Source organism: Psychrobacter sp. Cmf 22.2 (assembly GCF_001921745.1).
In the GTDB taxonomy this organism is placed as follows: Bacteria; Pseudomonadota; Gammaproteobacteria; order Pseudomonadales; family Moraxellaceae; genus Psychrobacter.
Window position 1 is genome coordinate 54,687 of the sequence record NZ_MRYA01000005.1, and the last position, 22,260, is coordinate 76,946.

The window sequence follows — 22,260 nt, forward strand, 5'->3', positions numbered from 1 at the left end:
AGCCCCGTTTTTTATTGCCATAAGTCCGAATTTAGCAAATATCAATCGGCCTACTCATGCAGCACTTTATACACAGTTTTCGCTAATACTGGGCCAATCCCTTGCACACCTGCCAGCTCTTGCTGGGATGCGCCAAGCAACTGCTGCATACCGCCAAAGTGATTGAGCAAGTCACGGCGGCGCTTCTCCCCTAGTCCTGGTATCACCTCCAGCACGGACGACGAACGGCGCTTATCGCGCTTCTTACGGTGCGCCGTGATAGCAAAACGATGGGCCTCATCGCGAATATGCATCAATAAATGCAGCGCCTTGCTATCCATAGGCAGATCGAGCGGCTCATGATCGATAAAATGTAATACTTCCAGACCCGCTTTGCGCCCTTCTCCTTTTGCCACACTAACGAGCAACGTATCATTAAGAATACCCAGCTCTGTCAATACTTCTTTAGCAATCCCAAGCTGACCTTTACCACCATCAATAAGCAATAAATCAGGCAGTGGTTGCTTTTTATAACGACGCGTCAGCACTTGTTTCATCGCGGCATAGTCATCACCACCTTGAATATCATGAATCGCATACTGACGGTAATCACGGCGGCGCGAGCCACCTTGATCAAAGACCACGCAGCTACCGATGGTGGCCTCGCCCATGGTGTGAGAAATATCAAAGCATTCAATACGGTCTATAGTTCGATCAGTGACATCAGCCAACACGTCTTTAAGTGCGCCAAAGCGCGCATGCAGCTCTAGATAGTCGCCCAGTTTAGTTTTAAGCGCATTATTGGTATTTAGTTTGGCCAAGTCCAGCCATTCTGAGCGATGTTCACGGACATTGGTCTTGATAACGACTTTGCTCTCAAAGTGTGTGGCCAGTGCTTCGCTGATTGCTTGTTGATCAGGCAGCTCATGACTTAGAATAATCTCGCTTGGCAAGTCGTCGGTCACCTGAAAATAGAATGAGGTAATAAAGGCCGATAAATTATCCGCGAGCGACTCACTACTATCAACATCAGGGAAGTAGTTTTTACCGCCAAGTACGCGGCCGCCGCGCACCGTCAATACGTTGACACAAGTCATGCCAGCTTGACTGGCAATCGCAATCACATCCGCCTCGCCCTGCACAGTATAAACCGCTTGCCGTGCCTGCACTTCGCGTAGCATAGACAGCTGGTCACGATAAAATACCGCTTTTTCAAAATCCAACGCTTCAGCAGCGCCTTCCATTTTTTCTATAAGCGTACTGTGAATATCGCTCGAGTCGCCTTTGAGGAAGCGAATGGTATTATTGACATCTTCCGCATACTCTTCTGGCGATACCAAGCCCACGCAGGGCGCACGGCAACGCTTAATTTGATACTCAAGACAAGGACGTTTACGTTGCTTAAAAAAAGTATTGGTACATTGGCGCATCTGAAACATTTTTTGCATCAAGACCAACGTTTCTTTGGCAGCATGAGCAGAGGGAAAAGGACCGAAGAAACGACCTTTTTGATGGTTGCCTTTACCGCGTCCGTAAGCCAATCTCGGATAAGGTTTGTCCGCTGAAATAAACACGTACAGATAAGACTTATCGTCACGCAGTAGTACGTTATAAGGGGGACGATACTCTTTAATCAAGTTTTGCTCAAGCAGCAGCGCCTCGGTTTCGCTACGCGTAATAATGGTCTCGATATCATGAATCCGTGCTACCAGCGCGCGTGTCTTTGGATGGTCAATGGTCTTGGCAAAGTAGCTATTCACTCGGCTTTTTAGCGATTTAGCTTTACCCACATATAAAATATCACCGTTTTTACCCAGCATTTTATAGACCCCTGGCAGATTTGGCAGGCGTTTGATGAGATGCTTAAGACGGGCTTTTTTATCATCCGTGGTATTTGTTTCTGAGACATTAACCATAAAATTCATTGCTCTTAAGATACTGATATACAGCTAATTATGGGGCGGTAGCCTGAGTTTTACAAGCCATCACTACCTATAGGTTTATGCACAAAAAAACCAGCATGAAGCTGGCTTTTCTTTTTTTATGGTAGGCAAAATCTCTAATGACGGAAGTTCGGTAATAGTGCGGGAATACCTGGCAACATACCAACGACCGCCATAACACCCGTTAATATCACAAAGGTGATCACAGGGATAATCCAGCGACTCATCTTTGATAAGCTCGCACTACGCTCTTTGGATCCAATCAGCCCTAGGTTATCAAGTACCAAGGTAATCGACCAGCCAAACGCTGGGTTTACCAGTGCTGACGCGAATACCACGATAGCAGCTGACTGCGTGGTTTTACCTTCGCGCGTCATCTCCATGCCAGCCTCAAGCAGTGGAATAAATACACCAACGATCAGCGCCACACACATCACCGGCTCCCAAATAGCCAAATCCATTGGGTAGCCCCAGATACCAGCGATCAGACAAAACAGTCCCGTGAGTATCGCACCCGCTGGTATCGGCCGTTTAGCAATCGCCGCCGGCACAATATAAGTCCCCCATGAGGATGCAAAGTTTGCCCCGCCAAGGACAGAGCCTGCCACCTGACGAATAGAAGCGCTGGTCATCGTATCATCGATATCCATCAACACGCGCTCAGTACGCTTTGGATAGCTGATCTTTTGAAAGACTTGATGACCCAAAAAGTCGGGCGACCACATGGCGACAGCCAATACTGCAAACGGCAGTACCACAACGAAGCTCTCAACCGTCGGTAAGCCTAACATCCAACCAGTGTCTTCTCCCCACCAGTACATCGGGTTCATATTGGGCAGACCTGGTGCCGTTTCAAAAGCAAAGGGTGCGCCCATAACAAAGGCTACGCCACCACCTAATAAGCAGCTAAGCGGTACAGCAAGCCAACGCTTTTGGAAATTCTCTAATACAGCATACAGTATAATGGTCAGCAAAATCACCACAAAGGCGATATGCGCCATACCAATACCTTCTGCCCATGCAAACAGGTTTTTAACTTGCGAGATGGTACCGATAAAGCCTAAATATAGCAGCAGACCGCCACACACACCTTTACTGGTCAAGTTTGCCAGCAGACTACCGCCTTTACTAATAGCTAGTAACAGACCAAAGGCACCGATCAGCAGACCAAAGGCCATTGGGTGACCACCAGCGGCAACGACAATAGGAATTAGGGGAATGAGGGGGCCGTGCGTACCCGCAAGGTTGGCCGTCGGTAGCAAAAATCCTGAGAATAAGATAACAAAGAAGGCGACGATTAACAGCTCATAGCGGACGTTTTCTAAGACAAAGGCATCGCTTAGCCCAAGCGGTCCTGCAAACGTAGCGGCAATAGCCCCCACCATAACGACTTTACCGATTGTCGCGGCCATCGCTGGAATGGTGTCTTCATATTCAAAACGATAATCACGAAATGGCAAGTTCATGCGCCAGCGCTTGGGCTGCATAATCTGTAGTTCATGATTTAGATAGGCGTCACGACTATTAAAGTTTGAGCTTGGCTGATGCAAATCAGTATAGCTACCTTGCAATTCATCATCGTAGTGAGCTGGATTTGACTGCTGCGGATTGGTTCTTGAAGCGGGGATCTCGTTACTACTCATCACATCTCCTTATGCCAACTGAGGATTCATTTTTTATCAATGACGACTTATTTGCCCAAAATCGTACAAAAAATAAGCTGCCCAACACAAATTGGCAGCCATTGTATGCTATCAAGGCTAGGATTGCGAGTTTTGCCGTCAAAACTCTTACCCTTCTATTCGCATTTTGATGTATGACTAATTCCACTCTTAGCGTCTATCTAAATATAATGAGCAGAGCCTTCATATATTGATAACAGGCCAAACGTTTACTATAGTATTGATATTATTAAATAATTAACATTCGTTACGCTTTAAGGCTGGTGACAGTTTTTATTTTTGACTATGATAGATGTTTTTTGCTCAGTTTATAATTAGCTCATTCCATAACTAATAGAAATGATGGTTATCAATATATGAGCATCTTTACGTACCGTAAAAGATAGAGAAAGATAAAGGAATAACAGTATGAGCTTCCTACCCAAGAATCTAGAAAATTTAAAACGCAAAACTAAAAAGAACGTCATGCCACTTTTAACGCCACACTTACTTAAGCTGCGTATCAATACTTATGCGCCTTATGTCGGCGCTGGTATCAAGGTCGAGCATGTCGATTTAGATCAGGGCTTGTGCGTAGTCAGTATGGGTCTTAATAGTCTGAACAAAAACATCGTCGGCACACAATTTGGTGGTAGCTTATATTCGATGGTTGATCCTTTTTATATGCTGATGCTCATGCATCAACTTGGCAGTACCTATGTGGTATGGGATAAAAGCTCGCATATTGAGTTCGTTGCTCCTGGCAATAGCAAAGTGACAACCCGCATGAAAATCCCTAGTACAGAAATTGCCACTATTCAAGAGCTGGCAAAAGACGGCGAACCTGTATTTCGCGAATATCAAACAGATATCGTGGATAGTCAGCAAAAAGTCATTGCTACGGTCACTAAGACCATCTATATACGCTTGCGTAAGTACAGCAAGTCCAAAGATCAAAGCAACCGTATAGACAACGTTGATAGCTAATTAATAACGTTGACAACTAAATGTAAACGTAAATACCCTACATACAAAAACCCCAATCTGGCAGTCGCTCAGATTGGGGTTTTGTCTTTTTTGGTATGGCCCGCTTATTTATAAATAAACCTATGAATAAGGGCTTGTATCTACTTTTGCTTCCCTCCTAAGCGCTATGTTAAACAATTTAGGAGGGTTGGCAAGTTTTAGCGCAATGCTTAAACTTAGATACCAGGTGCAGTTTCAACTGCATCAGGTACGCCAGCGTCAGTTTTTTTCTGAGCAGCTGGACGACCACCAAGCTTTTCGCGAATACGTGCTGACTTACCAGAACGCTCACGTAAGTAGTACAGTTTCGCACGGCGAACAGCACCGCGGCGTTTCACTTCAATGCTATCAATGATTGGTGAATGCAATTGAAATGCACGCTCAACACCAACGCCACTTGAAATTTTACGGACAGTAAACGCTGAGTTTAGACCGCGGTTACGCTTAGCGATAACCACACCTTCAAAGGCCTGTAAACGCTCACGCTCACCTTCACGTACTTTTACTTGAACCACGATAGTATCACCTGGTGCAAAGTTTGGGCGTTCAAGTAGTTGTTCGTTTTCGATGACCTGAACCAATGGATGCTTGTTGCTCATGAGAGTTATCTCCTCACATTAGATAATAGAGGCTTTACGCATATCACCTGTTTGTAATAATTAATCGTATCACGCATTTACGAGATACAACATAAATGGGGTCTAACAAACGGCCATTGTCGTATGACCTGTTTCATTATTGATCAAAATCTTCGTTGTTAACTGTTTTCAAGCTATTTTTTTTTGCCAGTGCTTTTAGCCAAGCAACTTGCTGCGCATTTGGAGTAAATGCTTGCCACAAATCTGGACGTCGTACTTTGGTACGCTCGACCTGTTGACTAAAACGCCATTTAGCGATATTGGCATGATGACCTGAAAGTAACACTTCAGGAACGTTTATACCAGCAAACTCATGCGGCTTGGTATAATGTGGACAATCAAGCAAACCATCGACGAACGAATCTTGCTCAGCTGACTTATCATCACCCATTATATCGGGTAGACGACGTATCACACTATCCATAAGTACCATTGCCGGTAACTCACCGCCAGTCAGTACATAATCACCAAGTGACACTTCCATATCGACATACTGCGATAATAAACGCTCATCAATTCCTTCATAACGACCGCATAATAAAATCATGCCATCATACTCAGTCATGCTGACCACACTCTTTTCGCTCAGCACTTGTCCTTGTGGTGACATATAAATCACCGGACAATGTGCTTTATCAATACGGCAACCATGTTGGCTAGCACGCAGACGCGCATCTTCAATTGCTTTAGATAATGGCTCCGCCATCATTACCATACCAGGACCACCACCATAGGGACGTTCATCAATACGGCGATAATTATCCGTGGTATAGTCGCGCGGGTTAATGCACTCAATTGTGATTTGTTCTTGAGTTACTGCTCGTCCCGTAATACCAAACTCACGAATCGTGGCAAACATCTCAGGAAAAATACTGATCACAGCAAAATACATCTGACCTCTGTTTAAATAATGCTCGCTAAATGATACCTATATAGGCACATTATTACTTCAATCTTAAAGATCAAATTAATAATCGCTTGGCCATGCGACATGGACTGTTTTATTGGTCATATCGACCTCAATTACAGTTTGCGCATGCCATGGTATCAAGCGCTCTTCATTATCTAAGCTGTTTGAATGTGCTGCGACACGCATAATGTCATGAGCACCAGTTTCAAACATCTCAGCAATATCACCAAGATACTCATCTTGCTCGTTCAAAACTCTTAGCCCAACCAGTTCCGACCAATAAAATTCGTCTTCTTCAGGTTCAGGTAGTGAGTCTTTTGCAACCCAAATAGCCACACCTTTCATGGTTTCAGCGATATTACGATCAGGAACTTGCTCAAATTGAGCCACAAGCCCTGTACCTTGCTGACGCCACTTACTGACTGTTAACGGCTTCATGCCAGTGGCAGTTTTTATCCACCATGGCTGCATATCAAAGATATCTGAACGTTCATCTGTATCGCTAAACACCCAAAGCCAGCCCTTAATACCATAAGGTTTCTTAAGCTGACCGATCTTTATAAGTGTACTGGCGTCTGGCACAGATGACATAATGTCTAACCTAACAATAAGAAAAACAGTAATCGCCAATAAAAAAGCAATTAAATGATAAAAACAGTTAACGGCGTATACTGGTCAAACCAGCTACGCTATCTATTTTAAAACATACTTAATAGTCTAAGAATTGACTATAAGTACTCAACGACTATCACTTAAGCAGTTGCTTCAGTAGTTGTTGTCGCTGATTTGTTGTAAGCCTTTGCTAATGAAGCAACGCGATCTGAAGGCTGTGCACCTTTTGCGATCCACGCATTGTACGCTTCCATGTTTAGGCGTACTGCTTCTTCAGACTCTTTGGCGAGTGGATTAAAAAAGCCAATGTTTTCAATATAGCGACCGTCACGCGCGCGGCGTTGATCAGCAACAACTACTTGATAAAATGGGCGTTTCTTGGCACCGCCCCGTGCTAAACGAATAACAACCATGTGAATTCTCTCTTTCGCAGGTATACCAAAAAGGGCATAATTATATCACAGTCTTGATTTGTTGAAAACATAAACTGTGTTTATTTAATGACTATTATAACAATGGCTTAAAGGCAATTAAAGGCCTGAAATATCACACCCTATTTATGACGCAAAGGTAGATATCTAATGATAACTTTGTAGCCAGCTCGTAGCGCCTAATGCAGTATTGCACTATACTTTATGCAATACTGCAAGAGCGTTAAATTCTTATGATTACCCCAACTTCTCGTCATCGCCGCACAGCTTGGTTACCACGTTCGTACTCTAGCACTTGGCTTACAACCTTAATGGTGGCCTTCATTGTCATAATCAGCGTTGGTCTATCTATTTGGTTTTTTTGGCGCAGTTTATATTTACCAGAGCTCAAAAACCATGCGCGTTATTTGACAAGCGAGCTGCGTTTAATGAATAGTGCCAGAAAAGACTGGCAAGACAACCCAAGGATGCAACAATGGCTATATCGTAACTCACACGTGGTAGTCGTTAACAATCCTAGTGACTTTCCTCAAGTTGAAGACAAGATTTTTGTAGGAGTATTTACAGATGTTTTGCAACGAGAAATCGGAGCGCAATTAGGCCGACCTGTTGAAGTATATTTTAAATTTAAGCCCACGCCTCAGCTATGGATACAAGACAGTCGTGACCAAAGTTTTTGGATTCGTGAACCAGTTGTCTATTATTCTCAATACAGCCCAACATTGTTAGCGTTATTCCTGTTAGGCTTGCCAATCCTGACTTTATTGACAATTATCTTGCTAGCACGTCAGCTAAACCGTCCTCTTCGTCACTTACAGCGTGCGGCTACCAATTACATTCGTCTTGGTCATGCGACTACTTTGCCAACGCATACAGGACCTACCGAAATCCGCCAGGTCAATACGGCATTCAATCGACTATTTACAACGCTTAGTCAAGCGCAAAAAGAACGCACTATCATGTTGGCTGGTATCTCACACGATCTGCGTACGCCGCTGACACGCATGCGTTTGACCGCTGAAATGTTACCAGATGACTTTTTTCGTGAGGGGTTGATTTATGATATCGAAGACATGGATGCAATTTTAGAGCAGTTTATATCTTTTATGAAAGATGGTTCTGATGAGCCTGTACGCCTCACCAATTTAGACACTATATTTAATGAAATTATGGTCCAATTTGCTCCTATGCCGTTTGTTTATCAATCAGAGCTTCAAAGAGCGGTGCCAATACGTCCCTTATCGATAAAACGCCTAGTTATCAATCTTGTGAATAATGCAAATCGTTATGGTAAGCCGCCAATCTATTTGTCTGCCAATATCGTACCGACCTTCATTGAGACAGTGATTGCAGAAAATACTGATATCGTGACTGAAAGCGAGGTAAATCAAGAAGCTCAGGAGCAATTGATGATATGTGTACGTGACTGCGGCGATGGAGTAGCAGAAGACCAATTAGAACGAATTATGCAACCGTTTGAGCGTGGAGAAACAGCACGTACCACTCAAGGCAGTGGACTTGGTTTAGCTATTGTTAGCCGTATTGCAGGTTTACATCATGGCACTGTAGAAGCTATCAATCATCCTGAGGGTGGACTACAAGTTTGTATCCGCCTGCCTCTTCTATCCAAAGTTGCAGATGAAGCGGTCATTGATGATGATTTGACTACCCCAGATAATGCCATCAATAGCGAAGGCTAACAAAAGAACGAATATAAGACAATTCATCGAAAACCATCATGAAGAGATGGTTTAAAAAGTGGGTTATTCTTTAGTCCCGATTAACGGCGGTACATGCTTGGCACTATTAATAAATGTTATTGGATGCGTGAGCTCTGCTTGTGCAGTCTGTAAACTCTCAGTAGGAGTTGGTTTTTGTATAAACAAGTAGTAGCCAAGCATTAAGGCATTTAGTAATACTAAACCACCGAATAAATAAGGCATTTTACTCTCCTGTACAGCCTTAAACTCAAAATAACGGTAAGCTCAATATTACCGTAGATAAGGTTATTACTTACCAAAACGTGATTTATTGATCTCATTCATAAATCACGTGGTCGACTCCATTAACAACTCTAAATGATTTTAGTTGATAAAGTCTTCTCATACAAATCAATTATTGGCTAATAAGGTTTTTGGGTTACTCATCGCTAAAGTCACGGTCACTTTTTTCTTGAGTCAGCTCATCGGCAGCAAGCACTTGTGTTAAAGGTTTAATGGGCCATGTCATAACAAATCTTGCCCCGCCAAGACTATCGCTTTCATCCACCTTCATACTGCCATTAAACCAAAACGCAATGCGTGAAACAATAGATAGTCCCAGCCCATATCCACCTGATGCTCGTGTACGGCTATCATCTAAACGAGAAAAGGGAATAAATACTTTTTCACGATCTTCCTCAGGTATACCGTGACCATCGTCTTCAACACTAACAAAAGCATTGCCTTTTTTGACACCAGCACTAATAACTATGGTTGTTTCTGCATAGCGCAGCGCATTACCAGCAAGGTTTTGAATAACGCGATGTAGATAGCGGCGATCTGCTATTGCTGTTACTTTTGCACTTGGAAGTTTTCCAACGACCTTGATAGACTTCCCTAAGGCATTGGTCTCGCGTACCACCTGCTCAACCAGTTCCCTAAGGTTTACTGACTCTAATTCTAACTTAGGAGATCCCTCTTCAAGTTTTGCGTAGGTCAAAATCTCATCAATTAATCCATTCAGTGCTTCGATATCTTCGTCGATATAGTCACGCTGCATAAAGCGTGAGTCCTCGTCATCGGTATCTGCAAGCATATCTACAGCAAAGCGAATACGTGCTACGGGCGTACGTAACTCATGAGAAACCGCTCGAGTCAGCTCACGTTGTGATTCAATCAGACGTTTAATATGTTCTGTCATCGCATTGAATGTGGCTGACAAACGCGCGATCTCATCTTGTCCAATGACTTGTACTTGAATATCAAGATTGCCTTGGCTAACTTCGTTCACCCCTACTTGAATCAGCTGTAGTTTACGCTCAAGTGGAAAGATTAACGCATACACACCTAGGCTAATTAGGAACATACTTATCAGAACCATACTGATAATTAAATTTAACGGGAACCAATTAAACAAAGAAACAGGACCCATTACAATAGCCATATCATTGATCTCAGAGGGCACAATTATTCTAATAGCAGAGTTGCCTCGGCTGGTGCTAGTATCTTGAAACAATATAACCACTTCATCACGGCGTAGGCGTGCCATCTGATCAGTGTCCAAGCCCAATGCATTGACGCTCTTAAGCTCTAACGGAAAAGAGAATTTCTCTTCTAACTCTTTTAGACGCGTACGTTTTGCAGACAACGTCGTATAGTAAGACAGATCATCCAACAAAAACACTGCCATTGCCCGTACTTGTTGCTCTGTAACTTGCGATATTCTAACAGTTAATACGCTTTCTCCATCTGGTAGACGATGATAAACATCGGCATAAGTAGGCTGACTGTTATAACGCACGACTGTATTGCCGTTATCAAAACGGCGTAACTCACTTGAACTAAAGTCTATTTCGGCAGTAGGCACAATACGAAAGGTTGAGCCAAATAGACTACTAGCGTCCGATAACCAATATTCGCGTTGAGTGGCGCTTATCTGTCGACCCACACCTTCGCTAACTAAATAAAAGGCGCCTGTAGCCATATTCTCACGATAGGTTTGTACACGCTCCTTATTAATAGTATCCATTAATAACTGAGCAAATAAGGCCACACATAGACAGACTATCAATAGACCGGCATAAATTCGAACAAAAATACTGTGCTTTAAAGAGGAAACTAATGACATACGTGCCGTGACCAAACTGTTGAGTAATAACTGCTAGTACCGTTTTGTATTGAGATATCGACATTACAAAAGGTAACAAGCACTGTTAAATAAGCATAAAACTTAAAGATGATATTTTATCATTATATTTAAATATCATAACCATAATACAATGACTGTTTTAAAGTCAGATCTATATAATGTATATTGAGCTTGCATCCAAAATTACCGCTTAATTAAACCACATAACGCTTGTCTTAAGTTCAAAAACTTGAAATTTAGCCACAAAAAAACCAGCAAAGTGCTGGTTTCTTGTTAACTAAATAAAAATTATCAGTTATGGCTATCGTCAGAATAAGCCTAATTGCCTTCTTTGACGAAGAGATAGCCTTTACTACGTACCGTCTTGATACGTTTCGGGTTTTCTGGATCATCACCAATCTTAGGACGAATACGTGAAATACGCACATCAATAGAGCGATCTTGACCATCATATTCGATACCGCGTAGACGCTCGAAGATATCTTCACGCGACAAAATACGACCAGCATTAGAAGCCAATAACCATAATAAATCGTATTCAGCGCTGGTAAAGTCAACCAACTCGTCACTTAGTGTCACAGATCGACCACCATTATCGATGACCAACTCACCGAACTCTAAACGCTGTGGCACATCTTCTGATGGCGCATTTTCTGAGCGGCGTAACAACGCACGGATACGTGCTAACAATACGCGCGGTTGAGCCGGCTTGGCAACGTAATCGTCAGCACCCATCTCAAGACCCAGTACTTGATCCATATCTTCTGTACGTGCAGTCAGCATCAAAATTGGATTTTGATAATGTGGACGCACTTCACGGCATACGGTTAGACCATCACTACCAGGAAGCATGACATCAAGTACTACTAAATCTGGTTGTTCGTTAACGATACGACGAATGGCTCGATTACCATCAGTCTCGATCGCTACTTCTAAGCCATTCTTAACCAAATAATCTTGGGTTAACATAGCTAAACGCTCATCATCTTCAACAATCAAAATTCGGAGTGTGTTGTCTTCTTCAGTCGTTGTCATTGGTGTGTCCTATAATATATAAAATTAATAGCAGGTAATTTAGTAGCACAATGAAATGGAACAGTTGATGTTCTTATGAATGGTGCAATTGTGGTAACACAGTATACTATCAAATAGTCAGCTTTCTATACTATAGCTTATTGTCGTTAACAAAACCTATAAAGAACATATCCTATAAGTTTAGTCAACGTCCAATAATCTTAAGTCTTTAGATATTTACATAATGAAGAGTAGTATTAAATGGCTAGTAATCAAATATCATAAAAAATCACATTTACTATAAAAGAATACTATTGCTCACAATCTCATTAAAAACGTTCATTACTATTAACGATTCAACTATTATCGATTTAATAAAGAATATAAAATATTTACTTCTTCTAACGAAATACCATATTAGGAAAAGAGATTAGGTAGTAAATTTTATTATTTAATCAACTAAATTTGTTGATAATCATAAAAAAAACAGCCCATGATGGACTGTTTTTTTTATGATTATCAATAATATCAAATAAAAACTGCTACTTAACGTGATAGAAAATATATTAAGCGCGGTTTTTGTATTTACGAATCGTTTGTAGCTGGGCTACTGACTCTGCCAATGATGCCAAAGCGGCATTGGTTTGTACGGTATCAGATTGGTTGACCAGCATTTGCTCCGCTTTTTTGCGTGCTTCAACGATTTTACTTTCATCGAGGTTGTGTGCGCGCATAGCAGTATCAGCGAGTACAGTGACCATCTTTGGTTGTACTTCTAAAACGCCACCTGATACATAAATCACTTCTTCTTCACCGTTTGGTGTTTGCACTCGCATCGCACCCGGTTTTAGCAAAGTAATAAGCGGTGTGTGACCTGGCAATACACCAATCTCGCCTTCAGTACCCGTAGCTATTAACATGCTGATTTCGCCCGAGTACAACTCTTCACGAGCACTTACGACGCGACATTGTAACGTTGCCATATTTAACTCCTTACGATCAAAACACAATCAAAACTGCTATGCGTTATCTATTCGTAAGTAGGCTTGAACAGCCTACTTACGCTTTAGTAAATACTAACACAACTTATGCTGCAGTAGATTTCATTTTCTCTGCTTTGGCGACTACTTCTTCGATGGTACCAGCCATGTAGAAAGCTTGCTCTGGTAGATCATCGTATTCACCAGCGATGATTGCTTTAAAGCTAGCAATGGTATCGCGTAGTGGCACATATTTACCAGGCGCACCAGTAAAGACTTCGGCAACGTGAAATGGCTGCGACAAGAAGCGCTGGATCTTACGAGCACGGTAAACAACTAATTTATCTTCTTCTGACAACTCATCCATACCTAGAATGGCGATGATGTCTTTTAGCTCTTTATAGCGCTGCAACACTTCCTGCACACCGCGAGCAACGTTATAGTGTTCTTCACCGATCACTTGTGGATCTAACTGACGTGAGGTTGAATCTAGTGGATCAACCGCAGGATAGATACCTTGTGAGGCGATGTCACGGCTTAGTACAACTGTCGCATCCAAGTGAGCAAACGTCGTTGCTGGTGATGGATCTGTCAAGTCATCGGCTGGTACATAAACGGCCTGTACTGAGGTGATTGAACCTGACTGCGTTGAAGTAATACGCTCTTGCAGCATACCCATCTCTTCAGCGAGTGTTGGCTGATAACCAACCGCTGATGGCATACGACCAAGAAGTGCTGATACTTCAGTACCCGCTAGCGTATAGCGATAGATGTTATCAACAAATAGTAGTACGTCACGACCTTTGCCAGTGGCAGGATCTTTGGTATCACGGAAGTACTCAGCCATAGTAAGACCAGACAGTGCAACACGTAGACGGTTACCTGGTGGCTCATTCATCTGACCATATACCATTGCAACTTTAGACTTACTAAAGTCTTCAGTATTAACAACGCCAGCTTCTTGCATTTCATGATAGAAATCGTTACCTTCACGAGTACGCTCACCAACACCAGCAAATACTGATAGACCTTCGTGTTTTAGGGCGATGTTGTTGATCAATTCCATCATGTTGACGGTTTTACCAACACCAGCACCACCAAATAGTCCAACTTTACCACCTTTAGCAAATGGGCAGAGTAGATCGATAACTTTAATACCTGTCTCTAGCAGCTCAGTACTATTTGACTGCTCTGCATAGCTTGGTGCATCACGGTGAATCGACCATTTTTCTTCCGCTACAACAGGACCTTCTTCGTCGATAGGACGACCAAGAACATCCATAATACGACCTAGCGTACCTGTACCGACTGGCACAGAAATAGCTGCACCGGTATTAGTAACAGGAAGGTTACGCTTTAGGCCTTCGGTTGATCCCATGGCAATAGTACGTACAATACCATCACCTAGCTGTTGCTGTACTTCTAGGGTGGTTTCGGTACCGTCTACTTGCAAGGCATCAAAAATTTGAGGAACTTCGTTACGGTCAAACTCAACGTCAAGAACCGCGCCAATAATCTGTACAATACGACCGCTACTCATTGCGTTCTCCTTGAACTTCTATATATAGGTGTAGTCAATTATGAAACAGCAGCAGCACCGCCAACGATTTCCGAGATCTCTCGAGTAATCGCCGCTTGACGCAGCTTGTTATAAACCAACTGTAAATCGTTAATAAGGTCACCAGCATTATCTGTTGCTGCTTTCATCGCTACCATACGTGAGGACTGCTCAGAAGCAATGTTTTCCATTACCGCTTGATAAACAATCGACTCAATATAGCGACCAAGCAATTCATCAATCAACGTCTTGATGTCAGGCTCATAGATATAATCCCAGCTAAGCTCTGTCTGTATGCCACTTTCTTCATCATCAAATGAGCGCTCCGGTAAAGGAACCAATTGATTGACGGTTGGCTTTTGAGTCATGGCATTAACAAACTGGTTATATACCACATAGATACGGTCAATATTGCCGTTACTATAATCCTCGAGCATGGCCTGAACGGGAGAGTTTATTTGCTCAAACGTTGGTTTATCGCCATAGTCAGTCACCGCTGACGTCACTTTACCACCAAAGTTTTTGAAAAAACTCACCCCTTTAGCGCCAATGACTGCAAATTCAGTTTGTACAGACTGGTCTTGATAATCTCGAATACTCTTAGATAGAGCCTTGAATAAATTAATATTCAAACCACCCGCCAGACCACGATCAGAGGTAATGACGATATAGCCAACCTTGTTGACCGGACGCGATACCATGTATGGGTGTTTGTAGTCTGATGAAGCATGCACCAAATGTGAAATAACCCGGCGCATACTATCAGCATACGGGCGACCCACTTCCATGCGCTCTTGAGCACGGCGCATCTTACTCGCCGCTACCATTTGCATAGCACGAGTGATTTTTTGGGTGCTTTTAATACTGGTGACTTTGGCACGTATCTCTTTTAAGCTTGCCATAATGATTCCAATATAAGAGGGTTAAAAAGCATTTGCGCATGCAACATACAGTTAATATATAGTATCACTCTATCAGAGTACTCATTACATGTTTTGCATGACGCGACTAATACCGTCAATGGTTAGAATAATGGCGCAAATATCTGCTTAGACAACGCGCCCATTTTAACAATTAAATTATAACCAATCCGGCTTAACCCGTTAAATTAATAACTGTGATTCTGTTTAAAAGTCTGTACTGCTGACTTTAAACGTCCTGCGATATCATCGTTATAATTCGCAGTATCATCAATCTCGCGCATCAATTCACTTTGCTCATCATGCATATAGCGTAAGTAAGCTTCTTCAAAAGCACCAATCTTTTCAACTGGTACATCCGCCAAGAATCCTTCGTTTGAAGCATAAATAACCGCTGCTTGTTCAGCAATTGACATAGGTTGATACTGTTTTTGCTTCATCAGCTCGGTGACGCGCTCACCATGATCAAGCTGCTCACGAGTCGCATCATCAAGATCAGAGGCAAACTGAGCAAAGGCTGCCAATTCACGGTACTGTGCTAGCGCGGTACGAATACCACCAGAGAGCTTTTTAATGATCTTAGTCTGAGCAGAGCCACCAACACGAGATACTGAGATACCAGCGTTAACCGCAGGACGGATACCTGAGTTAAATAAGCTTGATTCTAAGAAGATCTGACCATCAGTGATCGAGATCACGTTAGTCGGTACGAATGCTGATACGTCACCTGCTTGGGTTTCGATGATAGGTAGTGCGGTTAAAGAACCTGTTTTACCTTTCACTTCACCGTTGGTGAACTTTTCTACATAATCGGCATTTACACGTGATGCACGCTCAAGTAGGCGTGAATGTAAGTAGAATACATCACCAGGATAAGCTTCACGACCTGGCGGACGACGTAGCAACAGTGAAATCTGACGATAAGCAACAGCTTGTTTTGACAAGTCATCGAATACAATTAGTGCATCTTCACCGCGATCACGGAAGTACTCACCCATTGTACAGCCTGAGTATGGTGCAAGGTACTGTAGTGCTGCTGGCTCTGATGCCGAAGCGACTACAACGGTGGTATATTCTAAAGCACCGGTTTGCTCAAGCTTACGTACGACGTTGGCAATAGTAGAGCGTTTCTGACCGACTGCGACGTATACACACTTGATGCCAGAAGCTTTCTGGGCGATGATCGCATCGATAGCCATTGCTGTTTTACCAGTCTGACGGTCACCAATAATAAGCTCACGCTGACCACGACCGATTGGAATCATAGTATCAACGGCTTTATAACCTGTCATCACTGGTTGATCAACTGATTGACGATCGATAACACCTGGAGCGATTTTTTCGACTTTATCTGTCAATTTGGCATCGATAGGACCTTTGCCATCAATGGGATTACCCAAGGCATCAACAACACGGCCTAGCATCTCAGGACCTACTGGTACTTCAAGAATACGACCAGTACAATAGGCTTTTTGACCTTCTTGCAGCTGTAGGTAATCACCAAGTACTACCGCGCCAACAGAATCACGCTCTAGGTTAAGCGCCATTCCATAGATTTCGCCTTCAAACTCAATCATTTCGCCGTACATGGCATCTTCAAGACCATGAATCTGCACGATACCGTCAGATACTTTGACAATCGTGCCTTCATTCTTTGCAGTTGCACCCGCATCAAGGTCTTGAATACGCTGCTTAATCAGGTTACTGATTTCCGCTGGATTCAATTGTTGCATTGCCTTGTTTCCTTTAATTTATGATAACCCGCCCACTGACTTAAATGCTCTTACGTTCACGCAGATTTTATATGACTGCGTCACTGAATGGCATTAGGCAGTTAGCTGTGTTTTTAACTGTTGTAACTTGCCGCGCATTGAATCATCAATGACTTTGTCACCGACTTTGATTGTAGCGCCTGCCAATAGACTTGGATCAACTGACTCATGAATTACCACACTAGCATTGAGCGATGCGGCAAGACGCGTTTGAATCGTTTCGCGCTGGGCATCGGTCAATGGATAGGCAGAAGTTACATATGCGTCAAGCTGCTTTAAGCTTATTGCCTTGTGACGGCGATAATGCTCATAAACTTCAGGAAGCAGTGCCAGACGCTCTTGTTCTGATAACTGTTTAATGAAGTTACTAAGTGCTACTGATACTTTCGTATAGCTGGTGTCACCGCTTGGTAGAACACCTTGGTTCTCATTTAACAGCTGCTTAAAAGCAGAGTCATTAGGACCAGCTACTTGCGTATCATAAAGATCGACCAAAGCAGCTGACTTATGCTCAGCAGAAACAGCTGGATTTTCCAGCCAAGTACTGAACGACTTGTCATTGACAACGCGGCTGGCAATAAATAAGAAGTTTTCCCACTCATTTACTACCCCATTTTCGTTGGCATAGTCAAACGCGGCTTTAGCGTACGGTCGTGCTAAGGTTGATAAGTCAGCCATGATATCCTCACAATTACAGCTTCGCCGCCAGTTGGTCTAACATACTGGCATGTTTTTGCTCATCGACTTTGTCTTGCAAAATCTTCTCAGCACCAAGTACAGCCAGTTCAGCAACTTGCGCACGTAATGATTCACGCGCTTGGTTAATTTCTTGTTCGATAGAAGCTTGCGCTTGTTGGCGAATACGCTCACCTTCTGCTTGGGCTTGCGTTTTTGCATCTTCGACAAGCTGGTTGGCACTTTTATTAGCTTGCTCGATTAAAGCAGCAGCTTTAGTCTTAGCAGCATCGAGTTCCTGCTGGACATCTTGCTCCGCGGTTGCCAGGTCTGCTTTTGCTTTTTCTGCGGCATTTAAGCCTTCAGCGATTTTACGCTGACGTTCGTTGATAGCCCCAATAAGTGGTGGCCACACGAATTTCATGCAAAAAATCACAAATATTGCAAAAGCAATGGCTTGACCGACGAGGGTAAAATTGATATTCACGTGATCACCTCTTTGTTAATGAAAAATCAGTTTAATTGGTCATGTTTGGCAGTCAAATCTTGACTATATTTGATAGTAAATCTTTGAACACCAAACACTTACAACTGAGCTTTCGGATTAACCTGCTAGAGGGTTAGCGAACAACAATAGCATAGCAATACCAACACCGATCATCGGAATAGCATCCAAAAGACCTGCTACGATGAACATACGAGTTTGCAACTGTGAGCCAAGCTCTGGTTGACGCGCAACCCCTTCTAAGAACTTACCACCTAGAATAGCAAAACCAATACCTGTGCCAAGTGCACCAAGACCGATAAGTAACGCTACTGCGATAACTGTGTAACCACCTAATACTGGATCCATTGATGTATCCTCATTTACCTATTGAATGTCTAATTAATGTTCAGTTGATGATGCAAGCGACAAGTAAACTATCGTGAGCATCATAAATACGAACGCTTGAAGTGTAATAATCAAAATGTGGAAGATAGCCCACGGTACCGATAACGCCCATTGAATCCAAAATGGCATTAGAGCAATCAGTATGAAAATCAATTCCCCAGCATACATGTTACCGAATAAACGCAAACCTAATGAAACAGGCTTTGCAATTAAGGTAACCGCTTCTAAGATGAAGTTGATGGGGATTAAAATAATTTGCAAGATAGGATTCTTGGCACTAAACGGATGTAGTGTTAACTCACCAACAAAACCGCCCACGCCTTTCTCTTTGATGCTATAAAAAAGAATTAACAAAAAGACTGAGAATGACATGCCAAGCGTGATATTGGGATCAGTTGTTGGAACAATCTTAAAGAACACGTGATGTGGATCATGGCCCATCGCGGCACCAATCTGGCCCGCTAGACTTGGAATAAAGTCGATAGGCAATAAATCCATTAGGTTCATCAAGAAGATCCAGACAAAAATGGTCAATGCCAAAGGTGCAATCAACTTTGAGGTACCACTGTAAGAATCACGAACGTTGTTATCAACAAACTCAACGATTAATTCAACTGCCGCTTGAGTTTTGCTTGGCACGCCTGAAGTCACTTTTTTGGCAACCATCCAAAAGATGGCACAAAATAAAATACCCAGACCAATTGACCATAGCATAGAGTCAAGGTGGATAGCATTAAAGCCCATTTGTCCCGCTTCTTCAGCAGTATAGGCAACTTTCCAACCTTCGCCTGGCAGATAGCCATACGTCCAGTTCGTTAAGTGGTGAGAGATATATTCTGATGATGTTTGTTGCTCGGCTGCCATAATATAAGCTTCTTATTAATCAACGATTGAATCAACTACCAAAGAATACGGTTGTCATCTGATAAGTATACTAATAACAATATTTGCCTGACCTAACTGAACTTTTAAGAAGATTAATAGCATCTTATAGGTTCGTATTATCTGCAAATAAATCGTTTTCGCACTCTCATGTAATCAACAACATCCAACCCATACTTCTGGTGCAGTTACTGGTTTTTGACAGACTTCAATAAAATTTAGTTATCAAAAAAGGGCTTATGAGTATTCATTACTAGCCCTTAGCATCTGCACATAAACGTACTTAAAGTTATCATATTAGTGTTTGCCGATATCTTGATTTGCAAGATATGTGCTCAATACAGCACGTTTAAGCAAAATAATTAGCTGCCTATCTTAATGCAGCGTAGTATTCGTGTAAAGGCAATTATGTGTTTTTTATCTGCTATGTAACTATTATAGTAGCTTGTAACGTTTAACAATATAGGTTTGCGCTCTTAATTAAATTGTAAAACATTATTTTTAAGCAATTATGTTTATAGTAATTATTAGTCTTATAAAACTTCAAAAACACATCATTTATTAATTTTCGACTTAGTCGTAGAGAAGTTGGACGGCAGGATGACATTTTTATGCTATTAACAGCATTATATTTATAGAATAAATATGGCGTTATATCGGATAAATACAAAAGCTCAGAAAATCATCATAAGCGACTGTCATTTATCATTAACGTATATGCCACAACATCCAACTGTGACTAATCTGCATTACCATAAAACCGATGAATAGCGCGGGCGCTGACAGGGGTCGTATGGTAATAAAAATTAGTGCGAAACCAAACACAGTCAACAACCATTTGGCCATTTGACCTCGATATAGCTGGCTAACAATATGTTGGCGCGCGCGATATCCTGTGTACCAAAAGATAAATCCAGCAAATACAGCTTGAGTAACAAAACTTAATAGCGCACCAATCGCAGTACTTTTTGCTACGACAAGATCACTGCTAAGCCAACTGACATCTATAATCCAAGCGACAATAATAAGGATAAATAGTATCCACGCTTGACGTTTAATATAGACGCCGATTTGATCTCTTTGCGTACGTTTGGCAGGTTTGGTCATCAGCTTACCTATAGCGTTGGAATAATAACCGTAGCATTCAAGTCATAGTAGCGTGTAAATGGCATACTTCTCTATGAACGGTTCACTATACAGATATAACCTTTTAACCAAAATAAAACGCCACTTATTATAAGGAGCAACTGAGTAATTAGCAAGTAATATATGGCAAATATCAAGCCTTTAATTCGTTATCGTTAATTAATGGTTCATAAAAATACTAAATAATCCTTAAATGCCAAATTGGCCCACTCATTACTCAAAACATTGTGTTGTTTGTTGATTATTAAGATATACAGTTACGTAATTTTTGCACCATGTTACTCCAGCCGCTAACGAAGTCTTTGCTACCGCTCATGTCTTCAGGCTGTACAATCATATCTACTGGCTGAAGCTTAGCAAGCAAACCTTTACCCGGAGCGCTTGGACTAACCAAACACATTTTTTTAACGGGACGCTGCTCATTAAGCCAACGAATCTGACTGGCTTTAGGTGCCAAATGATGGTCCGTACTCAAACTACCAGCAAGCTGTAATTGCAGCGCTTTTTCAATATATTGGTAAGCATCATGATAAGCCCAATAAGGATAGGTTTTTCGATTATCTAGTTGCGTCAACTCTACTGCTCTATCCAGTCGTTGGGCAAACTTCTTTGCGTTGGCTTGATACAAATTTTTATGCTGAGGGTTTGCATGACTGTGAATCACTGCCAGTGCACGGGTGATGGCTTTGGCGTTTTCAGGATCGAGCCAAATGTGCGGGTCTAAAGTATCTGCAATAGGTTGGCCTTTGACATCACGTAATGGGTGACGGTTAAAAGCATCAAAGCCAAATAAAGCAATCGCATTTGGTGCTGTGTTCAAGCTCGATGCAAGGTTGTTCTCTAATGGCTCACCAAACCACACAACAAACTTACTGTCTTGAATGGCTTTAATATCACCAGGGCTGATACTGCCATGATGTCCGACCTCCCCTGCTTGCAGTAGTCGATTGGCTGATGGCGCGCCTTTAGTGACGGCCTCACTTAATAAAAACAAAGGATAGTTACTAACGCTAACGGTCGCTGCTTGTACAGTCATCATAAATGAGCTTAACAGCATCAACATTAGCGTCAATGTGTATTTGGGTTGACACAAAAACTGTCCTATTCTGTAAAAGGAGAAGCTATTCATTCTATATTGGAAGTACTTATTTTTATTGTATAGATTGCTAAGGTTTTGGAGAGTAGCATTCATCGGATAACTGCCCTATAAGTATGGTCTAAAAAGATCAAGTCTGGAGAAACCACTTGATAAATAACAACGCTGATTTTACAATTTTTATTATGTTATACTATAACAATAAAAATGGCTAATAAAATTTCTTGTTGACAGTTTTTAAATATTTTGGCTTATACTGCTGGGCGTTATATCATC

At 42.1% G+C, this 22,260-nt stretch carries 21 protein-coding genes; 2 read left to right on the plus strand and 19 right to left on the minus strand.

The genetic code is table 11. From position 1 onward, the window contains the following. Positions 1-50: 50 nt before the first annotated feature. Both uvrC and BTV98_RS09800 read right to left on the minus strand, forming a co-directional pair. A complete protein-coding gene (gene uvrC, locus BTV98_RS09795; protein WP_075103506.1) occupies positions 51-1,895 on the minus strand; it encodes an excinuclease ABC subunit UvrC in 1,845 nt (614 codons plus the stop codon). A 143-nt stretch (positions 1,896-2,038) separates the two neighbouring features. Then, positions 2,039-3,565: a DUF3360 family protein gene (locus BTV98_RS09800; RefSeq protein ID WP_058369606.1), complete on the minus strand. Its 1,527-nt coding sequence runs from the start codon at positions 3,563-3,565 to the stop codon at positions 2,039-2,041. A gap of 447 nt (positions 3,566-4,012) precedes the next feature. On the opposite strand from BTV98_RS09800, the gene BTV98_RS09805 reads away from it, so the two are divergent. Further along, a complete protein-coding gene (locus BTV98_RS09805) occupies positions 4,013-4,570 on the plus strand; it encodes a DUF4442 domain-containing protein (RefSeq protein WP_082638075.1) in 558 nt (185 codons plus the stop codon). A gap of 215 nt (positions 4,571-4,785) precedes the next feature. Here BTV98_RS09805 and rplS read toward each other — a convergent pair whose 3' ends face one another. From rplS to rpsP, 4 genes are all read right to left on the minus strand, one after another. After that, complete coding sequence (rplS, locus tag BTV98_RS09810) at positions 4,786-5,208, minus strand: 50S ribosomal protein L19 (protein ID WP_058369607.1); 423 nt, start codon at positions 5,206-5,208, stop codon at positions 4,786-4,788. Positions 5,209-5,344: 136 nt separating this feature from the next. Next, entirely contained in the window at positions 5,345-6,139 is a 795-nt protein-coding gene (gene trmD, locus BTV98_RS09815; protein ID WP_058369608.1) for a tRNA (guanosine(37)-N1)-methyltransferase TrmD, read from the minus strand. Positions 6,140-6,214: 75 nt separating this feature from the next. Next, on the minus strand, positions 6,215-6,748 hold the full coding sequence (gene rimM / locus BTV98_RS09820; protein WP_058369609.1) for a ribosome maturation factor RimM: 534 nt from the start codon (positions 6,746-6,748) through the stop codon (positions 6,215-6,217). A gap of 161 nt (positions 6,749-6,909) precedes the next feature. Beyond that, complete coding sequence (rpsP, locus tag BTV98_RS09825) at positions 6,910-7,182, minus strand: 30S ribosomal protein S16 (RefSeq protein ID WP_058369610.1); 273 nt, start codon at positions 7,180-7,182, stop codon at positions 6,910-6,912. 251 nt (positions 7,183-7,433) lie between these two features. Between rpsP and BTV98_RS09830 the strand changes: the two genes are divergently transcribed. After that, positions 7,434-8,900: an ATP-binding protein gene (locus BTV98_RS09830; protein WP_075103507.1), complete on the plus strand. Its 1,467-nt coding sequence runs from the start codon at positions 7,434-7,436 to the stop codon at positions 8,898-8,900. Positions 8,901-8,963: 63 nt separating this feature from the next. On the opposite strand, the gene BTV98_RS09835 is transcribed toward BTV98_RS09830, so the two are convergent. The 13 genes from BTV98_RS09835 to BTV98_RS09895 all read right to left on the minus strand — a co-directional run bounded on the left by BTV98_RS09835 (position 8,964) and on the right by BTV98_RS09895 (position 21,927). Then, positions 8,964-9,143, minus strand: a complete 180-nt coding sequence (locus BTV98_RS09835) for a hypothetical protein (protein WP_075103508.1) — start codon at positions 9,141-9,143, stop codon at positions 8,964-8,966. A 196-nt stretch (positions 9,144-9,339) separates the two neighbouring features. After that, entirely contained in the window at positions 9,340-11,028 is a 1,689-nt protein-coding gene (locus BTV98_RS09840) for an ATP-binding protein (protein ID WP_058369612.1), read from the minus strand. A gap of 339 nt (positions 11,029-11,367) precedes the next feature. Next, positions 11,368-12,084, minus strand: coding sequence for a response regulator (locus tag BTV98_RS09845; protein ID WP_075103509.1), 717 nt, complete (start codon positions 12,082-12,084; stop codon positions 11,368-11,370). A 545-nt stretch (positions 12,085-12,629) separates the two neighbouring features. Further along, a complete protein-coding gene (locus BTV98_RS09850; RefSeq protein WP_021812807.1) occupies positions 12,630-13,046 on the minus strand; it encodes a F0F1 ATP synthase subunit epsilon in 417 nt (138 codons plus the stop codon). A gap of 103 nt (positions 13,047-13,149) precedes the next feature. Continuing rightward, positions 13,150-14,583, minus strand: coding sequence for a F0F1 ATP synthase subunit beta (gene atpD, locus BTV98_RS09855; RefSeq protein ID WP_058369616.1), 1,434 nt, complete (start codon positions 14,581-14,583; stop codon positions 13,150-13,152). Positions 14,584-14,621: 38 nt separating this feature from the next. Then, positions 14,622-15,503, minus strand: a complete 882-nt coding sequence (gene atpG, locus BTV98_RS09860) for a F0F1 ATP synthase subunit gamma (protein WP_058369617.1) — start codon at positions 15,501-15,503, stop codon at positions 14,622-14,624. A gap of 206 nt (positions 15,504-15,709) precedes the next feature. Beyond that, positions 15,710-17,254 carry a F0F1 ATP synthase subunit alpha gene (atpA, locus tag BTV98_RS09865; protein WP_058369618.1) on the minus strand — a complete coding sequence of 515 codons (1,545 nt, stop codon included), beginning with the start codon at positions 17,252-17,254 and terminating at the stop codon, positions 15,710-15,712. A gap of 93 nt (positions 17,255-17,347) precedes the next feature. Then, positions 17,348-17,971 (minus strand): F0F1 ATP synthase subunit delta, encoded by a 624-nt coding sequence (locus BTV98_RS09870; RefSeq protein ID WP_058369619.1) that lies wholly within the window; start codon positions 17,969-17,971, stop codon positions 17,348-17,350. Positions 17,972-17,984: 13 nt separating this feature from the next. Then, positions 17,985-18,455 (minus strand): F0F1 ATP synthase subunit B, encoded by a 471-nt coding sequence (locus BTV98_RS09875; protein WP_058369620.1) that lies wholly within the window; start codon positions 18,453-18,455, stop codon positions 17,985-17,987. A 117-nt stretch (positions 18,456-18,572) separates the two neighbouring features. Next, positions 18,573-18,821, minus strand: coding sequence for a F0F1 ATP synthase subunit C (gene atpE / locus BTV98_RS09880; RefSeq protein WP_010197960.1), 249 nt, complete (start codon positions 18,819-18,821; stop codon positions 18,573-18,575). A gap of 33 nt (positions 18,822-18,854) precedes the next feature. Beyond that, positions 18,855-19,724 carry a F0F1 ATP synthase subunit A gene (atpB, locus tag BTV98_RS09885; protein ID WP_058369621.1) on the minus strand — a complete coding sequence of 290 codons (870 nt, stop codon included), beginning with the start codon at positions 19,722-19,724 and terminating at the stop codon, positions 18,855-18,857. Positions 19,725-20,450: 726 nt separating this feature from the next. Beyond that, the gene (locus BTV98_RS09890; RefSeq protein ID WP_058369622.1) at positions 20,451-20,849 is read right to left on the minus strand and encodes an ATP synthase subunit I; all 399 of its coding nucleotides are present in this window, start codon (positions 20,847-20,849) and stop codon (positions 20,451-20,453) included. 283 nt (positions 20,850-21,132) lie between these two features. Next, positions 21,133-21,927: a metal ABC transporter solute-binding protein, Zn/Mn family gene (locus tag BTV98_RS09895; RefSeq protein ID WP_227511796.1), complete on the minus strand. Its 795-nt coding sequence runs from the start codon at positions 21,925-21,927 to the stop codon at positions 21,133-21,135. Between the last annotated feature and the right edge of the window lie 333 nt (positions 21,928-22,260).

What these genes read in the sequence shown, in the direction of transcription:
- uvrC (WP_075103506.1), bottom strand. Translation starts at nt 1,895, where the DNA reads ATGGTTAATGTCTCAGAAACAAATACCACGGATGATAAAAAAGCCCGT.
- BTV98_RS09800 (WP_058369606.1), bottom strand. Translation starts at nt 3,565, where the DNA reads ATGAGTAGTAACGAGATCCCCGCTTCAAGAACCAATCCGCAGCAGTCA.
- rimM (WP_058369609.1), bottom strand. Translation starts at nt 6,748, where the DNA reads ATGTCATCTGTGCCAGACGCCAGTACACTTATAAAGATCGGTCAGCTT.
- rplS (WP_058369607.1), bottom strand. Translation starts at nt 5,208, where the DNA reads ATGAGCAACAAGCATCCATTGGTTCAGGTCATCGAAAACGAACAACTA.
- BTV98_RS09835 (WP_075103508.1), bottom strand. Translation starts at nt 9,143, where the DNA reads ATGCCTTATTTATTCGGTGGTTTAGTATTACTAAATGCCTTAATGCTT.
- atpE (WP_010197960.1), bottom strand. Translation starts at nt 18,821, where the DNA reads ATGGATCCAGTATTAGGTGGTTACACAGTTATCGCAGTAGCGTTACTT.
- BTV98_RS09805 (WP_082638075.1), top strand. Translation starts at nt 4,013, where the DNA reads ATGAGCTTCCTACCCAAGAATCTAGAAAATTTAAAACGCAAAACTAAA.
- atpB (WP_058369621.1), bottom strand. Translation starts at nt 19,724, where the DNA reads ATGGCAGCCGAGCAACAAACATCATCAGAATATATCTCTCACCACTTA.
- BTV98_RS09870 (WP_058369619.1), bottom strand. Translation starts at nt 17,971, where the DNA reads ATGGCTGACTTATCAACCTTAGCACGACCGTACGCTAAAGCCGCGTTT.
- trmD (WP_058369608.1), bottom strand. Translation starts at nt 6,139, where the DNA reads ATGTATTTTGCTGTGATCAGTATTTTTCCTGAGATGTTTGCCACGATT.
- BTV98_RS09890 (WP_058369622.1), bottom strand. Translation starts at nt 20,849, where the DNA reads ATGACCAAACCTGCCAAACGTACGCAAAGAGATCAAATCGGCGTCTAT.
- BTV98_RS09840 (WP_058369612.1), bottom strand. Translation starts at nt 11,028, where the DNA reads ATGTCATTAGTTTCCTCTTTAAAGCACAGTATTTTTGTTCGAATTTAT.
- rpsP (WP_058369610.1), bottom strand. Translation starts at nt 7,182, where the DNA reads ATGGTTGTTATTCGTTTAGCACGGGGCGGTGCCAAGAAACGCCCATTT.
- BTV98_RS09895 (WP_227511796.1), bottom strand. Translation starts at nt 21,927, where the DNA reads ATGATGACTGTACAAGCAGCGACCGTTAGCGTTAGTAACTATCCTTTG.
- BTV98_RS09845 (WP_075103509.1), bottom strand. Translation starts at nt 12,084, where the DNA reads ATGACAACGACTGAAGAAGACAACACACTCCGAATTTTGATTGTTGAA.
- atpD (WP_058369616.1), bottom strand. Translation starts at nt 14,583, where the DNA reads ATGAGTAGCGGTCGTATTGTACAGATTATTGGCGCGGTTCTTGACGTT.
- BTV98_RS09850 (WP_021812807.1), bottom strand. Translation starts at nt 13,046, where the DNA reads ATGGCAACGTTACAATGTCGCGTCGTAAGTGCTCGTGAAGAGTTGTAC.
- atpG (WP_058369617.1), bottom strand. Translation starts at nt 15,503, where the DNA reads ATGGCAAGCTTAAAAGAGATACGTGCCAAAGTCACCAGTATTAAAAGC.
- atpA (WP_058369618.1), bottom strand. Translation starts at nt 17,254, where the DNA reads ATGCAACAATTGAATCCAGCGGAAATCAGTAACCTGATTAAGCAGCGT.
- BTV98_RS09830 (WP_075103507.1), top strand. Translation starts at nt 7,434, where the DNA reads ATGATTACCCCAACTTCTCGTCATCGCCGCACAGCTTGGTTACCACGT.